We start from the raw sequence: 17113 nt of genomic DNA on the forward strand, positions 1-17113 counted from the left end.
AGGTAAGTGATTCGGGTGAGTGAATGCAGCCAACGCACATGCAACTTGAAGTATTACGAGTATATTGTACCAATGTCAGCAACAGAATGTTGACAAAGAGGGCGAGCGCCATTAGCCCCTTTTCTGTTATTATCACGCGTTGGAAAATAGCGATATATATGTGAATACATCTCGCTTCACACCATCATTTTCAATGTCGCTTTCACCGTGAACTACACGCAGGAGAAATCATGAGCCTTCACCTCTGGCTGGCTTATACCGGCATCATCATCGCCCTGATTGCCATTCCAGGTCCATCAGCCTTGATCAGCATGTCGCACGGTTTACGCTACGGCGCTTCACGCGCAACCGCAACCGTACTCGGCGGCGTCAGTGCGGCAATGATATTGATGTCCTGTTCAGCATTGGGGTTAGGTGCCATTCTCGCTGCGTCAACCACCGCATTCATCGCATTAAAAATTGTTGGTGCGGTTTATCTCATCTGGTTGGGCATCGCGTCATGGCGTTCCAAGGATATGAGCACCGCGGAGCAGGACACACAGGAAGCCTCGGCTCTGGGCTGGTTTCCGCTATTCCGCAAAGGCTTTCTGGTCGGGATCAGCAATCCGAAAGATCTGCTGTTTTTCGCCGCGCTCTTCCCCAATTTTATCGATACCAGCGCCCCGCACGCCTTGCAGCTCATCATTCTCGCTGTGACCTGGGCGGTCTTCGATTTCAGTATCATGTTCATCTATGCCTGCACCGGCCGTCGTTTATCGGGCCTTTTCTCCAACCCACACCGCATCAAGCTGTTTAACCGCTCGACGGGCGGGATCTTTATTCTGGCAGGCACCACGTTGGCAGCGTCAACGCGTTAATTGACTGGTTCCTGCTGCCTTCTGGCCAGCAGGAACCACACCGTTACGATGCCGTGACAAAATCAGCGATACCCTTCTCGTCCATCCGATAGCGGACCCACTCATCCTGCGGCTTCGCGCCAATGCTCTTATAGAAATCGATCGCGGGTTGGTTCCAGTCCAGCACGCTCCATTCCAACCGCCCGCACTGTCTTTCCTGTGCAAGACGCGCAACCTGTTTCAGCAGCGCTTTGCCCGCTCCCGCATTACGATATGCCTGCGCAATGTAGAGATCTTCCAGATAGATGCCGTATTTTCCCAGCCAGGTTGAGTAGCTCATGAAGAAAATCGCATAGCCGACAGGCTTGCCATCAATCTCGCAAATCAGCGTTTCAGCCGTCGCGCCCTCACCAAATAACGAGCGCTCAATATCCTCAAGCGAGGCCAGCACTTCGTGCCGCGCTTTCTCGTACACGGCAAGCTCAATAATTAAATCCAGAATCACGCCCGCATCTGATTTCTGCGCGGGACGGATGGCTATATTCATAAAGGCTGGGTTCATAACGTCTTTCTTCTCCGGTGCTAATTTTCCAGTGCTAACCATGACCAAGGCTTGCCATGCTACCGGATTAAAAATACTGTATGAACTGCATTCTCTACAGCGAGTGATGAATATCATGCATCTGGATTTACGGCGTATCGATTTAAATTTACTGGTGGTATTTAACAGCGTGTACCAGCATAGATCCGTCGCCGCAGCGGCAAAAGAGCTGGCGATGAGCGCATCGGCGGTCAGCCACGCGCTGACGCGCTTGCGCAATACGTTTTCCGATGAGCTGTTTTTTCGGGTTGGCAACACCATGCATCCGACCGTAGTAGCGGACGATATTGCAGAGCCGATAGCAGAAAGTCTGGCGCTGCTGACGCAAGGTCTGACGCCGCGCCCACGCTTTAATCCCGCTCGCAGCATGGAAAGTTTTACCTTTTCCATCACCGATTACACCGCGTTTTCGGTGTTTCCAACCCTGATGCCGCACATGGAAAAGCTGGCACCCCATATCAAATTCAATCTGGTTTATTCGCCGCAGAAGGTCGCAATTACGGATTTACTGGCAGGGAAAATCGACTTTGCTTTAGGGTTCACCGACATGACGCAATCGGAGAACAGGGAAATTGAGGAGATAGACTGGATTGAAGACAGCTATGTCATCATCACCGCAGCGGATTATCTGTCAGGTAGGGCGCTTACGCTGGATGATTATCTCGGCGCTCGGCATCTTGTCGTGACGCCCTGGAATGAGTCCCGCGGGGTGATTGACTATGCGCTGGATAAGCTCAACAAGAAGCGTCATATCGCACTAAAGACGCCATCCATGATGAGTGCGCCGTTTATCATCGCCGATTCAACGCTGATCATGGCATTACCCCGCAACGTCGCGACAATCTTTGCGCAATTCCTGCCGTTGCGGATTCACGCCTTGCCTTTCACCGTGCCACCTTATCGCGTAAAAATATACAGCCATCGCCGCAATAGCCGTTCAGAAGCCAGTCAGTGGATTAAAAGTCTGTTACACAGGCTGGTGACACATCCCATAACGAACTGATAGCGGTGATAGGAAAATCACAAGTCTGACTGTCTGATTTTCGGTTCTTTTCTGGTAGCAATCCGATAGCAAATTGTTCGGGTATTACATGCCGAGAGCGTCAGCAACCTGCTCACTTTCCGCTTTGGAAAAGTGCGCATAGGTCAGTGCATCAAGCAATGCCGCGCGATCGATCGTCGGATAAATCTCCGGGTTCTGCAAAAACTGGCCGACGTCCTGAACGCTCAGTTGAGGATAGATGGCGTGTGATGCAACAGCGATGTCGCGTGCAGCATAGCCCAATTTACGTAAAATCACCGCAATCTGCTGGTACGTGATTGCCTCCTGATACACGGTATAAAGCACATCGGCAATTAATGTCGACGTCAAAACCGAAATACGGGACACATCACCGGCTCGTCCACCCAATGCCTGAAGGATGTGTTCGACGGCCTGTTCTGGCGTTTTTCCCTGCGCCTGTTGTGAAGCCAGTACGGAAACCAATTTATTTTTTATTTCATCGTTTGCCATCGTTCGGTTCCTTCATACATTGATTACAGATGTTATTTTAGTATAAGCACGCTACCTGTCATGGCTGTAATGAGCAAATAAAATCATGCGACGATACCCTTCGATGGGTACAGAAAAACATCAATCCATACCGAGGTGTATAATAACAACGCACATCTTTAGGAAATACGTACCTCCTAAAATCAGAGCGGCGCGTAGATGTAGATAGAGTAGATGTAGATAGAATAGAAAGCCAACGCACATGCGGCTTGGAGTATGACGGGGATAAAACACAGTTTGATACAACTCCGCCTACAACGTTCCCCCCCTTTTTTCCTGAAATGCGATAATCCTCCGATAAAAATCGTATTTTCGTTTATGCCCAATCATTTTCATCGCCCGAAAAGACCATGTAAAATGAAAGGCTTAGTGAGCAAGAAGGCTATCAGTCATGATCACCACCGACGGTAATAACGCAGTCGCCTCCGTGGCCTGGCGAACCAATGAAGTCATCGCCATCTATCCCATCACCCCCAGTTCCAGCATGGCTGAACACGCGGCTGCCTGGTCGAGCGACAGCGGGCTGAATATATGGGGAGATACGCCCCGCGTTGTTGAAATGCAATCGGAAGGCGGCGCGATCGCTACCGTCCACGGCGCATTGCAGACGGGCACACTCGCCACCACATTCACCTCATCGCAGGGCTTGCTGCTGATGATCCCCACGCTGTATAAGCTGGCCGGTGAGCTAACCCCGTTCGTACTGCACGTCGCAGCTCGTACGGTTGCGACCCATGCGCTTTCTATCTTCTGCGATCATTCGGATGTCATGGCTGTGCGCCAAACCGGTTGCGCCATGCTGTGCGCCAGCAATGTGCAGGAGGCCCAAGACTTCGCGCTAATTTCACAGATCGCCAGTCTGAACAGTCGGTTGCCGTTTATCCATTTCTTCGATGGTTTCCGTACTTCACACGAAATTAATAAGATTGAGCCGCTGAGCGATGACGTAATCCGCCAGCTTCTGCCACAGAAATCGATTGATGCACACCGTGAGCGAGCGCTCACACCGGAACGTCCGGTGATTCGAGGCACCGCCTCTAACCCGGATACCTTCTTCCAGGCGCGCGAAGCCACCAACCGCTGGTATGACGCAGGCTATGAGCACGTTGAGCAGGCGATGAACGATTTCGCGGCTGCCACAGGACGCCAGTACCAGCCGTTTGAATATTACGGTCACCCGGAAGCGACCAAAATCGTCATCCTGATGGGATCCGGCGTCGGCACCTGCGAAGAAGTCGTCGATACGCTGCTGACGCACGGCGAGAAAGTCGGTGTAGTGAAAATCCGCCTGTATCGTCCGTTCTCCGCCAAACATCTGCTGGCCGTCATTCCGCAAACGGCAAAAAGCATCGCAGTGCTGGATCGCACGAAAGAGCCGGGCGCGCTGGCAGAGCCGCTGTATCTCGATGTGATGACCACGCTGGCAGAGGCGTTCTCCGTAGGTGAGCGTTCACTTATGCCACGCGTGATTGGTGGACGTTACGGGCTGTCTTCCAAAGAATTTACCCCACAGTGCATACAGGCGATCTTTAATGAGTTAGCACTTGCTAACCCACGACCGCGCTTTACCGTGGGTATTTATGACGACGTCACCAATCTGTCTTTGCCACTGCCGGAACAGCATTTTCCGAGCAGTGCATCACTCGAAGCCCTGTTCTACGGTCTGGGCAGCGACGGCACCGTTTCTGCAACCAAGAATGCGATCAAAATCGTCGGTGAAACCACACCGATGTTTGTGCAGGGCTACTTTGTCTATGACTCGAAGAAAGCCGGTAGCCTGACCGTTTCCCACATGCGTGTGGGCCCACACCCGATCAACTCAGCCTACCTGATCGATCAGGCCGATTTTGTTGCCTGTCATCAGTGGCAGTTCATCGACAAGTACAGCATGGTCGAACGGCTGAGGCCCGGCGGCGTTTTCCTGATTAACTCGCCGTATAGCAGCGACGATCTGTGGCACCGCTTGCCGCAGGAAGTGCAGGCAGGGCTGAACCAGCGCAATGCCCGCGTGTACTGCATCAATGCCGCCAAGATTGCCCGCGAGTGTCATCTGGGCGCTCGCATCAACACCGTTATGCAGATGGCGTTCTTCCACCTGTCACAGATTCTGCCAGCCGATGTGGCGGTGGAAAAACTGCGTACCGCCATCGCCAAGAGCTACGGCAGTAAAGGTCAAGAGCTGGTTGAACGTAACTGGCAGGCGCTGAGCGCCACATTAGAAGCGCTGGCAGAAGTGCCGCGGGAAGCCGTCAACCCAGACAGCCCGCAGCGCCCACCGGTGGTTTCCGACGCCGCGCCCGATTTCGTCAAGACCGTCACGGCCGCGATGCTGTCTGGCCTAGGTGATACGCTGCCCGTCTCCGCCCTGCCGCCTGATGGCACCTGGCCAACCGGCACCACCAAGTGGGAAAAACGTAATATCGCGGAAGAGATTCCGTTATGGCAGCCTCAGCTTTGTACGCAGTGTAACCACTGCGTCGCCGCCTGCCCGCACTCGGCTATTCGCGCCAAAGTCGTCCAGCCCGGCGCGATGGAAAATGCACCTGCTTCACTGCGATCACTGGATGTGAAAGCCCGCGACATGCGCGGCCAGAAATACGTGCTGCAGGTTGCCCCGGAAGACTGCACCGGCTGTAACCTGTGCGTGGAAGTTTGCCCCGCAAAAGACCGTCAGAACCCAGAAATTAAAGCCATCAATATGGAATCCCGTCTGGATCATCTGAAGGCGGAGAAAGAGAGCTTCGATTTCTTCCTGCAATTGCCGGAAATCGACAAATCCACGCTGGAACGTATCGATATCCGCACTTCTCAGCTGATTTCGCCGCTGTTCGAGTACTCTGGTGCCTGTTCCGGCTGTGGCGAAACGCCGTACATTAAGCTGCTGACGCAGCTCTATGGCGATCGTCTGCTGGTCGCGAATGCAACGGGCTGTTCATCGATTTATGGCGGTAACCTGCCCACCACGCCGTGGGCCACTGATGCCAACGGTCGCGGTCCGGCCTGGGCTAACTCGCTGTTCGAGGATAACGCCGAATTTGGTTTGGGCTTTCGCCTGAGCGTCGATCAGCACCGCCAACGTGCCGTGCGCCTGCTCAACAAGTTGGCACCACAACTGCCGCCGGCTCTGGTGAATGCGTTGCAGGAAGAGTCCATCGTGCCCGACCTGCGCCGTCAGCAGATTGAACAGCTACGTGGATTGCTGACAACCATCAATGATAACGATGCCAAGGTGCTGGCGAGTGAAGCAGACCACTTTGTCGATAAATCTATCTGGCTTATCGGTGGTGACGGCTGGGCATACGACATCGGCTACGGCGGACTGGATCACGTCATGAGCCTGAGCGAAAACGTCAACGTGCTGGTGCTGGATACACAGTGCTACTCCAACACCGGCGGTCAGCAGTCCAAGGCGACACCGCTGGGTGCAGTCACCAAGTTTGGCGAGAAAGGCAAACGCAAAGCGCGTAAAGATCTCGGCATCAACGTCATGATGTACGGCCACGTGTATGTCGCGCAGATCTCACTGGGCGCACAGCTGAACCAGACGGTGAAAGCGATCCAAGAAGCCGAAGCCTGGCCGGGCCCATCGCTGATTATCGCGTACAGCCCGTGTGAAGAGCACGGCTACGATCTGGCATTCAGTCACGATCAGATGCGTCAATTGACGGCAACGGGCTTCTGGCCGCTCTACCGCTTCGACCCACGTCGTGCCGAAGAAGGGAAAGCTGCGCTGGTCACCGATTCTCGTCCGCCATCAAACAGCCTGAGCGAAACGCTGATGAAAGAGCAACGCTTCCGCCGCCTGAATAGCATGATGCCGGAAGAAACTGCGCAGCTCTATGAAGAAGCGGAGCTGGATCTACGTCGCCGTTTTGACTTCCTGACGATGATGGCTGGCAAGGCAGAGAAAAACCCGCAGGAATAATCGTTCCTCCCCAAACCGGCTTCGGCCGGTTTTTTATGGCGTGCCATCCATGGCCGCCACCCTTACGGGCCGTTGCGTTTTCCCCTGTCCAGACGGGGTTGAATACAGAAGAATCCAGCGCGGATAGTCCAGTTTGTCAGGCACGGTAAAGAGGGGCTGACAAGACGCAAGTTACCTTATACTTTATGAGATTATTCGCTCGTTACGGTGTCAAACCGCTCTCAACGTCGCAGAGGACGAAACATGAAAGGAAAGTTCGCACCATCGCAGATTGCATTGCACTGGCTGGTTTTTCTGTTGCTCGTTGTGACTTATGCCACCATCGAGCTACGCGGATTTGCTGAACGCGGTTCGCTGCTGCGCACCGTGATGATGGTGACGCACTTTAGCTGCGGCGTAGCCATACTGGTTCTCATGCTGGCTCGCCTGTTCTTGCGCCATCGGCATACTTCTCCGGCCATTACGCCACAGCCCCCTCGCTGGCAAAGTGCGCTGGGTTCGCTTACCCACGCCGTTATTTACCTGCTGTTTATCACGCTGCCGATACTGGGCGTTGCTTCGCGCTATTACAGCGGTCGGGACTGGATGCTTTTTGGTATCGGCATGCCAACCGCCGCGACGCCGAATTTCGACCTGGCTGAAACGCTGATTGGCTGGCATGAAACGCTGGCACCGTTAGGCTACTGGCTCATTGCCGCACATACCGCCGCCGCCCTGTTCCACCACTATGTTATGAAAGACAACACGCTGCTGCGCATGATGCCAGCCAAGCGCGATTAATCGGGTCACGAAGGAGCAAGCATGAAAGTCGCACTGGGGCAATTCGCCGTTGACCGCGAGTGGCAGCAAAACGCCACAACCATCACTGAGTTCATGTCGGCGGCACAGCAAAACGGTGCCGACCTGCTGGTGCTGCCCGAAGGCGTGCTGGCTCGCGATATCACCAATCCCAACATGGTGCTCACGGCTGCTCAACCGCTTGATGGCCCGTTTATCTCGCATCTGCTGGAAGCCAGTAAAGGCAGCAATCTGACGATCATGCTGTGTGTGCATATCCCGAATGGCGAAGGGAAAGTCTGGAACACGCTGCTGGCACTGCGTAACGGCGGGATCGTTGCGCAATACCGGAAGCTGCATCTATACGATGCGTTTTCTGTACAGGAATCGGAAAACGTACTGCCAGGCGAAGACGTCCCGCCGCTGTTGACCATCGCCGGGTTGAATGTCGGACTGATGACCTGCTATGACATCCGCTTCCCTGAGCTTGCTCGTCGCTTGGTGCTGGACGGCGCAGACGTACTCGTTCTTCCCTCCGCCTGGATTAAGGGGCCGCTGAAAGAAGCGCATTGGGAATTATTGGTGCGCGCCAGAGCACTGGAAAACACGACCTATCTCGTCGCCGTTGGCGAGTGTGGCGTCAAGAATATCGGCAACAGCATGGTGGTCGATCCTTTAGGCGTTGTCGTGGTTCAGGCACCGGAAACACCGGCTCTCATCTATGCCAACATTGACCCAGAACGACTGGCGTATGCCCGTCAGATTCTCCCAGTACTGACTAATCGTCGCTTTCAAAAACCCATGTTAGACGGGGCAAATTGAGTCGCGGTTCACTCTACGCTGCTTTCTTTCTCATTCAGATGCCAAAAAGTGTGATTAGTTACACATGTTGTTTCCCTCAGAGGCCATTCTGCACATATAATGCGCATCCGGTCGTCATGGCGACCTTAGCAGACCAGCCTCCTGATTCGGGGGGTGCATTTACCACTCAAATAAAGAAACGAAAATGAGTATTCGCGCGATCTTTACTTTAGTTCTTGCAGCCGCCGCATTCAGTCAGGCCGCTTTTGCCGTTGTTTATCCTCTGCCTGCGGCTAACAGCCGACTGGTAGGCGAGAATATCGAAATCACCGTACCGGAAGATAGCACGCAGCCGTTGGAACATTTTGCAGCACAGTTCCAAATGGGCCTGAGCAACCTGATGGAAGCCAACCCCGATGCGGACGTTTACCTGCCGATTCCCAGCAGCAAAATGGTCATCCCTCATCAGTTGATTCTGCCAGATGCACCGCGTGAAGGCATTGTCATCAACAGCGCAGAAATGCGTCTGTACTACTATCCGAAAGGCTCCAAGACCGTGGTCGTGCTGCCAATCGGCATTGGTGAGTTAGGTAAAGATACGCCGATTAACTGGACAACGTCTGTTCAGCGTAAGAAAGCGGGCCCAACCTGGACGCCAACGGCGAAGATGCACGCAGAATATGCGGCACGCGGTGAAACCCTGCAAAAAGTTTTCCCAGCTGGCCCAGATAACCCAATGGGGCTGTATGCCCTGTACATCGGTAACCTGTACGCGATCCACGGCACCAACGCCAACTTCGGTATTGGCCTGCGCGTAAGCCACGGCTGCGTCCGTCTGCGTGCCGATGATATCAAGTATCTGTTCAACAACGTTCCGGTCGGTACTCGCGTTCAGTTCATCAATGAGCCAGTGAAAGCCACCGTTGAGCCAGATGGTTCACGCTATGTTGAAGTTCACAATCCGCTGTCTCGCACGGTAGAAGAATTCCATTCTGATTCTCCGGCACCGATCAGCATGACGCCAAAAGTGAGCAAAGTTCTGGCCGACGCCAGCGTGAACACCAGCGAAGTCGATCAGGCAATCCAGAGACGTTCTGGTATGCCGACCAAAATCAATGGTCTGATCGAACAAGCCACGCCAGCCATTCCGGTTGAATCTGTTGCGGCACCTGTTGCACCAGAAGCACAGCCGCAATATAGCCTCAATGCCGTGCAAAATGCCGCACCAGTTGAAGCACAGACGACGACCGCAGCTGACGCTAACCGTTCGTAATCGCCGATGACGCGTTGGAAACTCATTCAGGTTTCCAACGCGTTTCTCTACTATCCCTACCGTTTACTTTTTCTGTGACGCTTCCAGCGCCTGCGCCACATCAGCGATGATGTCGTCAATGTGCTCAATGCCGACCGAAATTCTGACCAGATCCTCACTCACTCCCGCTTTTGCCAGCTCTTCCGCATTCAACTGCCGATGCGTGGTACTTGCCGGATGACAGGCAAGCGATTTGGCATCGCCAATATTCACCAGTCGTAAAATCATCTTCAGCGCATCAATAAAATGCCCCCCTGATGCTTTCCCACCTTTAATGCCAAAGCTGATAATCCCAGACGCTTTACCCGAGGTAATTTTGTCGCAGTTTGCTTTATAAGGGCTATCCGGCAACGCGCCATAGTTCACCCAAGTAACCAGCGGATGCTGATTCAGGTAGCTCGCCAACGCTTCCGCATTGCTGCAATGGCGTTCAATGCGCAGGCTAAGAGTTTCCAGCCCCTGTAACAGCAAGAACGTGCTGTGCGGAGAAAGCGCTGCGCCCGTATTGCGCAGCGGCACCACGCGGCAGCGCCCAATATAGGCTGCCGGACCGAAAGCGTCGGTATACACCACGCCGTGGTAAGACGGATCGGGCTCATTCAGTAACGGGAAACGCGCTTTGTTCGCCACCCAGTCAAACTTGCCGGAATCGATAATCGCGCCGCCGATTGTGGTGCCATGACCGCCGATGTATTTGGTCAGTGAATGGACGACGATATCTGCGCCGTGCTCAAAAGGCCGGCACAGCACGGGCGTTGCCACTGTGTTATCAACAATCACTGGGACGCCGTGGCGATGCGCAATCTCCGCGATTTTGGCAATATCGACGATATTTCCCGCCGGATTCCCGATAGATTCACAAAAAACAGCGCGGGTACGATCATCAATCAGCGATTCCAGCGTCGTAAAATCATCGAAAGAAGCCATCCGCACGTCAACCCCCTGACGCGGCAGAGTGTGGGCAAACAGGTTATAGGTGCCGCCATATAGCTGGCTGGTGCTGACGATATTGTCCCCAACCTGCGTGAGCGCCTGGAGCGAATAAGTGATTGCCGCCATACCGGAGGAAAGCACCAATGCACCGATACCGCCCTCAATGGCCGCCAGCCTCTGTTCCAGCACCGCATTCGTTGGGTTCATGATACGGCTATAGATATTACCCGCCACCTTCAGATCAAACAGATCGGCACCGTGCTGCGTGTCGTCAAATGTGTAAGAGGTCGTTTGGTAAATCGGCACGGCGGCGGACTTCGTGGTCGCTTCAGATTCATAACCATGATGTAGCGCGAGGGATTCAAGTTTCATCTTACGAGCCTTTTTGTTGATCGTTGGAGTGAGGAAAATATCTAGACAAAATAGCAGACAGCGATCGGGAAAGGCACTTGATGATGTAGAAGAAATGGAGATAAGTTAGTAAAAATAAGACTAAATTTCAGCGTTACATTATTACGCTGAAGCCCCCTCACAAAACCGAGCTCTGCCGCTGAAGCAAATCTGAAAAAGCGATAACATTTGCGCAGAGAAAAAAACGTGCGCACCGTAACCTATCTGCGCATCACGTATTGCACCGCCTGCAAATCACAGCTACTTTTAACGTTATGAATCCCCCCACCCGAAACGCAATAAATGACTGATAAAATAAAAAATATCGCTACCTGCGAATTGCCTGCTAGCGTCCAATTCCCCCACTACGATCGTAAGGCACTGAAGCCACGCATCGTCCATATCGGTTTTGGTGCTTTTCATCGTGCGCATCAGGCACTGTTCACCGATCGCGTGCTGAATATCGTGGGAGGAGACTGGGGCATTTGTGAAGTCGTGCTGTTCAGCGACGACACCATGATCACTGCGCTGCGCCAACAAGATCATCTGTTTACCGTGTTGGAAAAAGCGGCGACAGACAATCAGCCGATTGTCGTCGGTGCCGTGTGTGAATCGTTACATGCCAAAGTAGAAGGCATTGGCGCCATTATTGAGAAACTCGCTGCGCCCGAAACCGCCATCGTTTCCCTGACGATTACCGAAAAAGGCTATTGCATGGACGGGACGAGCGGCAAGCTGGATCAGACCAACAAGTTGATTCAGCAGGATCTCATCGATCCTCGTCATCCCGCCTCAGTGCCGGGGTTGCTGGCGGAAGCGCTGCGCTTGCGTCACGAACGCGGGATTGCGCCGTTCACCATCCTCTCATGCGATAACGTGCCGGAAAATGGCAAAACAGCCAAAGCCGCCTTGCTAGAATCGGCGGGGCTCAACGATCAGAACCTGATCGATTGGATCGAGGCTAAAGTTTCTTTCCCGAATACGATGGTGGATCGCATTGTCCCTGCTGCGACGCCAGAAGCGTTGCAGGAAATTGCCGATCACCTTGGCGTCGCTGATCCCTGTGCGATAGCCTGTGAACCCTTTATTCAATGGGTGATCGAAGATCATTTCACTGCAGGACGTCCTGAGTGGGAAAAAGCGGGCGTGCAGTTGGTGCATGACGTACTGCCGTTTGAAGAAATGAAACTGCGCATGCTGAACGGCAGCCACTCGTTTTTAGCCTATCTGGGCTATCTCGCCGGCTATGATCACGTCAGCGACTGTATGAATGACGAGAACTATCGCCGCGCCGTGTCTCATCTCATGCTGCTGGAGCAGGCACCGACGCTCAGCGTGGTGGATATCGACCTGAAAGACTATGCCGTTCAGCTGCTTACTCGTTTTTCCAACCCTGCTCTCAAGCATCGAACCTGGCAAATCGCGATGGATGGTTCACAAAAGCTGCCCCAGCGCATGCTGGAATCACTTCGCTGGCATGTGCGTAATGGAGGAGACTATCGCTGTCTAGCATTAGGGATCGCTGGCTGGATGCGTTATGTCAGCGGGAAAGATGATGCAGGCAACCCTATCGAGATCCGCGATCCGCTGGCTGATAAACTCAGACAGGTCGTTGCGGAAACGTCAGATAGCGCCGAGCGAGTCAGCGCGTTTCTCAATATTCGTTCTATTTTCGGCGAGGATCTGTCAGCAAACCACGATGTCTTCAACGCTATCGCACAGGCTTATCTGAAGCTGCGCGATCACGGAGCAAAAAACACCGTGGCCGCACTGGTACAAGACTTTAAATAACGATAAATCCAAGCAGCCCAAGGTATAATGCACTCTGGACACCCAGCGCCAGAGTGCGACTTTTCCCCTTTGTTTCATCCAGCCACGGCAGCGATGACCAACTCATTCCCCCACCGATGACCGCGATCACTAGCATCGCCACAGCAACCAACCAAACGAGCTTGTCCAACAGCGAATTGGGAAACAAAATTTGCAGTGCGGAAACGACGAGAAACAGCGTAACGCAACGCAATACCCCGACCAAAATACCTGCACGATCTCTCAGCCCACGCGGTGCGGACGAAGGCAACCACGCCTGAAAAGCAAACAACCCAACGGCAGCAATAAAAATCACATAAATAATGGCATAGACCAGCAAATGACTCACGTTACGGCTCCTGATGAGGGAATACGATAAAGTAAACTGGGCGGGATGATGACGACATTTCCTCTCTGCGGTCAATGCGTTATTTCACATCACGCTATCGATTTGTGGGGTAGCGCCCACTATCATTTTGTCGTCAATCTGCACGCATACCGCTTTTTCGTAAGAAACCTACAGATTTTGTAAATTAAGAACACAAATACATTATCAAAAGATCATAAAAAGCAAATTAAAATATCTTATTTCATGATCTCTCTGACAGATCGTCATTAAAATCACCATAAAGCGTGATCGTCAGTTTACTTTCTTTTCAATAGAGCAAATTATAAAGAAATGATAGTTCAATAGAACTGAAATATTGTTTCATATTTGTAACTAGGCTGATCATGAATAAACCAATCTCTTTTAAACACACATTCTGCTACGGCAGCGCGAACCTGCTTGGCAGTGGCGCGCTTGCCATCAGCGGCGCATGGCTGATGTACTTTTACACCACATTCTGTGGGTTAACATTGGTTCAGGCTGCTGCTATCTTCTCCGTTGCCAGTATCATCGATGCTGTCAGCAACCCCATCATGGGGTACATCAGCGATAATTTTTACAACACGCGTATTGGTCGCCGATTTGGTCGCCGACGCTTCTTTATTCTACTAGGTGCCCCACTAGTTCTGGTCTACCCCATGCTATGGGTTGAAGGCTTTGGCTTCTGGTATTATCTGGCGACATACGTGCTGTTCGAGCTGATTTATACCTCGATCATGGTGCCGTATGAGACGCTGGCTACCGAAATGACCTCTGACTTTAAACTGCGCTCTAAGCTGACAGGTTCTAAAGCCATTTTCGGTAAAATCGCTAACTTCCTGGCAGCTTTCATCCCTGGGCAGTTTATTGCCATCTACGGTAAAGATTCAGCAACACCATTCTTCTACACCGGTCTGGTCTACGGTGCCATTATGTGTGCGGCGATGATCGCGCTGTATATGACATCCTGGGAACGTCCGGTCAACGAAATCGTCCGTGAAAGCACGTCCAGCCTGTGGCAAGCGATGAAAAAGTTGAGCGTGGATATGGTTTCTACCTTCCGCCTGCGTATTTTCCGCAAGCATCTGGGAATGTATCTATTTGGCTTCGGCGCTGAGTGGCTTTTCGCTTCCGCATTCACCTACTTCATCGTCTTTGGCTTGAAACAGAACACCGCGCTGGTATCACACCTCAACAGTTTCAGTTCAGTCATGCAGCTCATATCTACCGCAGCCTTCATCGGTATCTGCGTCAAAATGGGCTTTGCACGGCCGTTCCGTCTGGCGTTGATGGTGGTAATTGTCAGCGTGATGGCGTATGCCGCGCTCTATTTCGCTAACTGGTCAGAAGACATGACCATCTTTGTTCTGTTCGCGATTACTGCCGTATTTGGCCTGAGCACGGGGGGGATCTACTACATTCCCTGGACGGTTTATACCTTCTTGGCCGATGTAGATGAAGTTCTGACTGGACGTCGCCGTGAAGGGATTTACGCCGGTGCCATGACGTTTGCTGGTAAAATGGTTCGCTCTGTGATTGTCTTCGCGATGGGCTGGACGCTGAGCCAATTCGGCTTTGTCTCTGGGCAGTCAGTACAGCCGGAAACTGCCGTACAGGCGATCGTTGGCGTGTTCTCGCTGGGTGTTATCGGTCTTGCGCTGGTTGCGATTTACTACACCACGCAGATGAAACTGGATCGTAAAAACCACGCCATTCTGTTGGAAGAGATTGCACGTATCAAAGCGGGCGGCGCGATTGCCGATGTCCCAGCTCATGCTCGTGCTGTCGCAGAAGAGCTGACAGGCTGGGAATATGAGAAATGCTGGGGTAACAACCCATTAGGCGTTCAGTCAGAAGAGGCTAAACCGCAAGTTGCGACTGCACAGCATTAATTGAAGACAGGTATCAGGTAAAGCAATCAGCCCAATCTCGTATTGGGCTGATTCATTTAACGCACCGTGTTTTGATTAACCGCTCGGCAGGATTAAATCAACGCGGCTTCTTTCAATTCGCTTTTCAGGTAAGCGTAATATATCGGGGCTGCAATCACACCGGACAAGCCAAATGCCGCTTCAAACACCAACATCGCCAGCAGGATTTCCCACGCGTGCGCTTTGATCCTCGTCCCAACGATTTGAGCATTCAGGAAGTACTCGAACTTGTGAATCAGCATCAAATACACCAGCGCGACCAGCGCAATCGGCAATGAAAGCGATAAGCCAGACAGGAAAACGATCGAATTAGAGATCAGGTTACCAATCACCGGTAGCAGACCAAAAACGAAGGTAAGCACCACCAGCGTTTTGGCAAACGGCAGATGGACGCCACACAGCGGCAGCGCACCAAGAATGAAAATGGCAGACAGCACCGTGTTAACCGCAGAGATTTTCACCTGAGCGAAAACGATGTTGCGGAACGAGGCCGACAGCAGAGAAACCCGACGGAGTAACTCCGCTTTGAGTAACGGTTTTTCCGTGTCTTTATCGACGTTATAAAGCGAGACAATCGCGCCAAGCACCATACCAATCAGCATTGTCACAAAGCCATGTAGAAAACTTTTCCCCATGTTCTGCAACATCACAATATGCGCCTGAACCCATTGCAGCAGCTCGTGCTGGAGCTCTTCAATACTGACTGGTAGATACCCCGGTAAGTAGTGGACAATCTGCTGCTGAATATCATTGAGGATGTAGCCAATGCGCACATTGAAGGCCGCCGTATCCTTCATTTCCTGCATCAACAGCCCGACCAGGCTGCCAAACAACAGGCTCAACAGACTGACGACCAACGTACTGATTACTGCGACCACAATCCAGCGGGCACGCTTACCGCTGATGACCCGTTGAAAATAGGGCGTCAGTAAATTCACAATTTCATACACCAAAAAACCGGCGATAAAGCAGGTCAGCAGGCGTAAAGGCAGCAATATAAGCAGGCCACCCATAATAAAGAAAAAGCTCAACAGACGAGCTTGTTTCAGATTCAGTAACTGCATGATGACATCCCGTATGAAGAGGCAACGCCGAGGGTACTCTTTGTGGAGTATGTTACGCCTTTTTCGGTACCAACAGATTGATATATATGCACCAGATTGACGTCTGCTCTGCGTAGTGATAACAAACAAGGGATATTTTTGGTGTTTTACCAACGAAATACCAGCCATGTTTTAGCTCGGACGGATATTCACCCACCAGGAAAATGCTGGGTCACCTTCACTGGCAGCGTCCGCGCAATAGCGTCAAGCAGGCGATCAGTTTCATGTAGCGGAAAAACGCCCGAAATCCGTAGCATCGTCACCGCCATTGGCAGCACTGAGGCAAACGATGCCCCAAGTACCCCCAGCACGTAAAGTACGCACCAATAGGTAGATAGGTAGATAGGTAGGGACGGAATTTAACCATTATTTATCGCCTATCGCATAAGAAATGCTTGTTTTCAGGAGCAATACCAATTGAGAGAGTAAAAAGGTGAACCAGAAATCGAAAAATAATTAAAGTAATCCGTTATCAATCAGAAATATTAGGGAAAATACGTTGCCGATATTGGTAAACCAATACGATGATTAATAAAAAACTGACGTCAATTTTATGAAAACGAGTTATCAGCGATAAACGCTATATCAGCTAAACCACATAAATAATTAGACGATAGTCTACTTATTCATTTGTCAGCCTTTCGGATTCAACACGCTAAAAATAAAGAAAATTTACAGAGCTTATTGCCAGCGTTTAATAACACATAATTTCTAAGGGAATAATGTATGAACAGATAGAAAGGAATGGTGAATCAGGGCGGGATTCCACTTTGTTG

The 17113-nt window shown here is 52.0% G+C and carries 13 protein-coding genes; 8 read left to right on the forward strand and 5 right to left on the reverse strand.

The window, feature by feature from the left end:
- The first annotated feature begins 230 nt into the window (after positions 1–230).
- Positions 231–857, forward strand: a complete 627-nt coding sequence (locus tag H0248_RS14030; RefSeq protein ID WP_180786389.1) for a LysE family translocator — start codon at positions 231–233, stop codon at positions 855–857.
- A gap of 43 nt (positions 858–900) precedes the next feature.
- On the opposite strand, the gene H0248_RS14035 is transcribed toward H0248_RS14030, so the two are convergent.
- Positions 901–1383 (reverse strand): GNAT family N-acetyltransferase, encoded by a 483-nt coding sequence (locus H0248_RS14035; RefSeq protein ID WP_180786399.1) that lies wholly within the window; start codon positions 1381–1383, stop codon positions 901–903.
- A 121-nt stretch (positions 1384–1504) separates the two neighbouring features.
- On the opposite strand from H0248_RS14035, the gene H0248_RS14040 reads away from it, so the two are divergent.
- On the forward strand, positions 1505–2440 hold the full coding sequence (locus H0248_RS14040) for a LysR substrate-binding domain-containing protein (protein WP_180786400.1): 936 nt from the start codon (positions 1505–1507) through the stop codon (positions 2438–2440).
- An 84-nt stretch (positions 2441–2524) separates the two neighbouring features.
- Here the strand turns inward: H0248_RS14040 and H0248_RS14045 are convergent, their stop codons facing one another.
- Entirely contained in the window at positions 2525–2950 is a 426-nt protein-coding gene (locus H0248_RS14045) for a hypothetical protein (protein ID WP_180786390.1), read from the reverse strand.
- Positions 2951–3380: 430 nt separating this feature from the next.
- Between H0248_RS14045 and nifJ the strand changes: the two genes are divergently transcribed.
- The 4 genes from nifJ (at position 3381) to H0248_RS14065 (ending at position 9765) form a co-directional block, all read left to right on the forward strand.
- Positions 3381–6914: a pyruvate:ferredoxin (flavodoxin) oxidoreductase gene (nifJ, locus tag H0248_RS14050; protein WP_180786391.1), complete on the forward strand. Its 3534-nt coding sequence runs from the start codon at positions 3381–3383 to the stop codon at positions 6912–6914.
- 243 nt (positions 6915–7157) lie between these two features.
- Positions 7158–7694, forward strand: a complete 537-nt coding sequence (gene cybB, locus H0248_RS14055) for a cytochrome b561 (RefSeq protein WP_039487812.1) — start codon at positions 7158–7160, stop codon at positions 7692–7694.
- Between the two features lie 21 nt (positions 7695–7715).
- Positions 7716–8513 carry a deaminated glutathione amidase gene (locus H0248_RS14060; RefSeq protein WP_180786392.1) on the forward strand — a complete coding sequence of 266 codons (798 nt, stop codon included), beginning with the start codon at positions 7716–7718 and terminating at the stop codon, positions 8511–8513.
- A 184-nt stretch (positions 8514–8697) separates the two neighbouring features.
- On the forward strand, positions 8698–9765 hold the full coding sequence (locus tag H0248_RS14065; protein ID WP_180786393.1) for a L,D-transpeptidase family protein: 1068 nt from the start codon (positions 8698–8700) through the stop codon (positions 9763–9765).
- A 63-nt stretch (positions 9766–9828) separates the two neighbouring features.
- Here H0248_RS14065 and H0248_RS14070 read toward each other — a convergent pair whose 3' ends face one another.
- On the reverse strand, positions 9829–11109 hold the full coding sequence (locus tag H0248_RS14070) for an O-acetylhomoserine aminocarboxypropyltransferase/cysteine synthase family protein (protein WP_180786394.1): 1281 nt from the start codon (positions 11107–11109) through the stop codon (positions 9829–9831).
- A 321-nt stretch (positions 11110–11430) separates the two neighbouring features.
- On the opposite strand from H0248_RS14070, the gene H0248_RS14075 reads away from it, so the two are divergent.
- On the forward strand, positions 11431–12918 hold the full coding sequence (locus tag H0248_RS14075; protein ID WP_180786395.1) for a mannitol dehydrogenase family protein: 1488 nt from the start codon (positions 11431–11433) through the stop codon (positions 12916–12918).
- Here H0248_RS14075 and H0248_RS14080 read toward each other — a convergent pair.
- Complete coding sequence (locus H0248_RS14080; protein ID WP_180786396.1) at positions 12911–13285, reverse strand: hypothetical protein; 375 nt, start codon at positions 13283–13285, stop codon at positions 12911–12913. The two genes, H0248_RS14075 and H0248_RS14080, sit on opposite strands and share 8 nt — an antisense overlap.
- Positions 13286–13668: 383 nt before the next feature.
- Between H0248_RS14080 and H0248_RS14085 the strand changes: the two genes are divergently transcribed.
- On the forward strand, positions 13669–15195 hold the full coding sequence (locus tag H0248_RS14085) for an MFS transporter (RefSeq protein ID WP_180786397.1): 1527 nt from the start codon (positions 13669–13671) through the stop codon (positions 15193–15195).
- 92 nt (positions 15196–15287) lie between these two features.
- Here H0248_RS14085 and H0248_RS14090 read toward each other — a convergent pair whose 3' ends face one another.
- Complete coding sequence (locus H0248_RS14090; protein WP_180786398.1) at positions 15288–16298, reverse strand: AI-2E family transporter; 1011 nt, start codon at positions 16296–16298, stop codon at positions 15288–15290.
- Between the last annotated feature and the right edge of the window lie 815 nt (positions 16299–17113).

The organism is Pectobacterium brasiliense, assembly GCF_013449685.1.
Taxonomy (GTDB): Bacteria; Pseudomonadota; Gammaproteobacteria; order Enterobacterales; family Enterobacteriaceae; genus Pectobacterium; species Pectobacterium brasiliense_A.

What these genes read in the sequence shown, in the direction of transcription:
- nifJ (WP_180786391.1), top strand. Translation starts at nt 3,381, where the DNA reads ATGATCACCACCGACGGTAATAACGCAGTCGCCTCCGTGGCCTGGCGA.
- H0248_RS14065 (WP_180786393.1), top strand. Translation starts at nt 8,698, where the DNA reads ATGAGTATTCGCGCGATCTTTACTTTAGTTCTTGCAGCCGCCGCATTC.
- H0248_RS14040 (WP_180786400.1), top strand. Translation starts at nt 1,505, where the DNA reads ATGAATATCATGCATCTGGATTTACGGCGTATCGATTTAAATTTACTG.
- H0248_RS14030 (WP_180786389.1), top strand. Translation starts at nt 231, where the DNA reads ATGAGCCTTCACCTCTGGCTGGCTTATACCGGCATCATCATCGCCCTG.
- H0248_RS14070 (WP_180786394.1), bottom strand. Translation starts at nt 11,109, where the DNA reads ATGAAACTTGAATCCCTCGCGCTACATCATGGTTATGAATCTGAAGCG.
- H0248_RS14045 (WP_180786390.1), bottom strand. Translation starts at nt 2,950, where the DNA reads ATGGCAAACGATGAAATAAAAAATAAATTGGTTTCCGTACTGGCTTCA.
- H0248_RS14060 (WP_180786392.1), top strand. Translation starts at nt 7,716, where the DNA reads ATGAAAGTCGCACTGGGGCAATTCGCCGTTGACCGCGAGTGGCAGCAA.
- H0248_RS14035 (WP_180786399.1), bottom strand. Translation starts at nt 1,383, where the DNA reads ATGAATATAGCCATCCGTCCCGCGCAGAAATCAGATGCGGGCGTGATT.
- H0248_RS14085 (WP_180786397.1), top strand. Translation starts at nt 13,669, where the DNA reads ATGAATAAACCAATCTCTTTTAAACACACATTCTGCTACGGCAGCGCG.
- cybB (WP_039487812.1), top strand. Translation starts at nt 7,158, where the DNA reads ATGAAAGGAAAGTTCGCACCATCGCAGATTGCATTGCACTGGCTGGTT.
- H0248_RS14075 (WP_180786395.1), top strand. Translation starts at nt 11,431, where the DNA reads ATGACTGATAAAATAAAAAATATCGCTACCTGCGAATTGCCTGCTAGC.
- H0248_RS14090 (WP_180786398.1), bottom strand. Translation starts at nt 16,298, where the DNA reads ATGCAGTTACTGAATCTGAAACAAGCTCGTCTGTTGAGCTTTTTCTTT.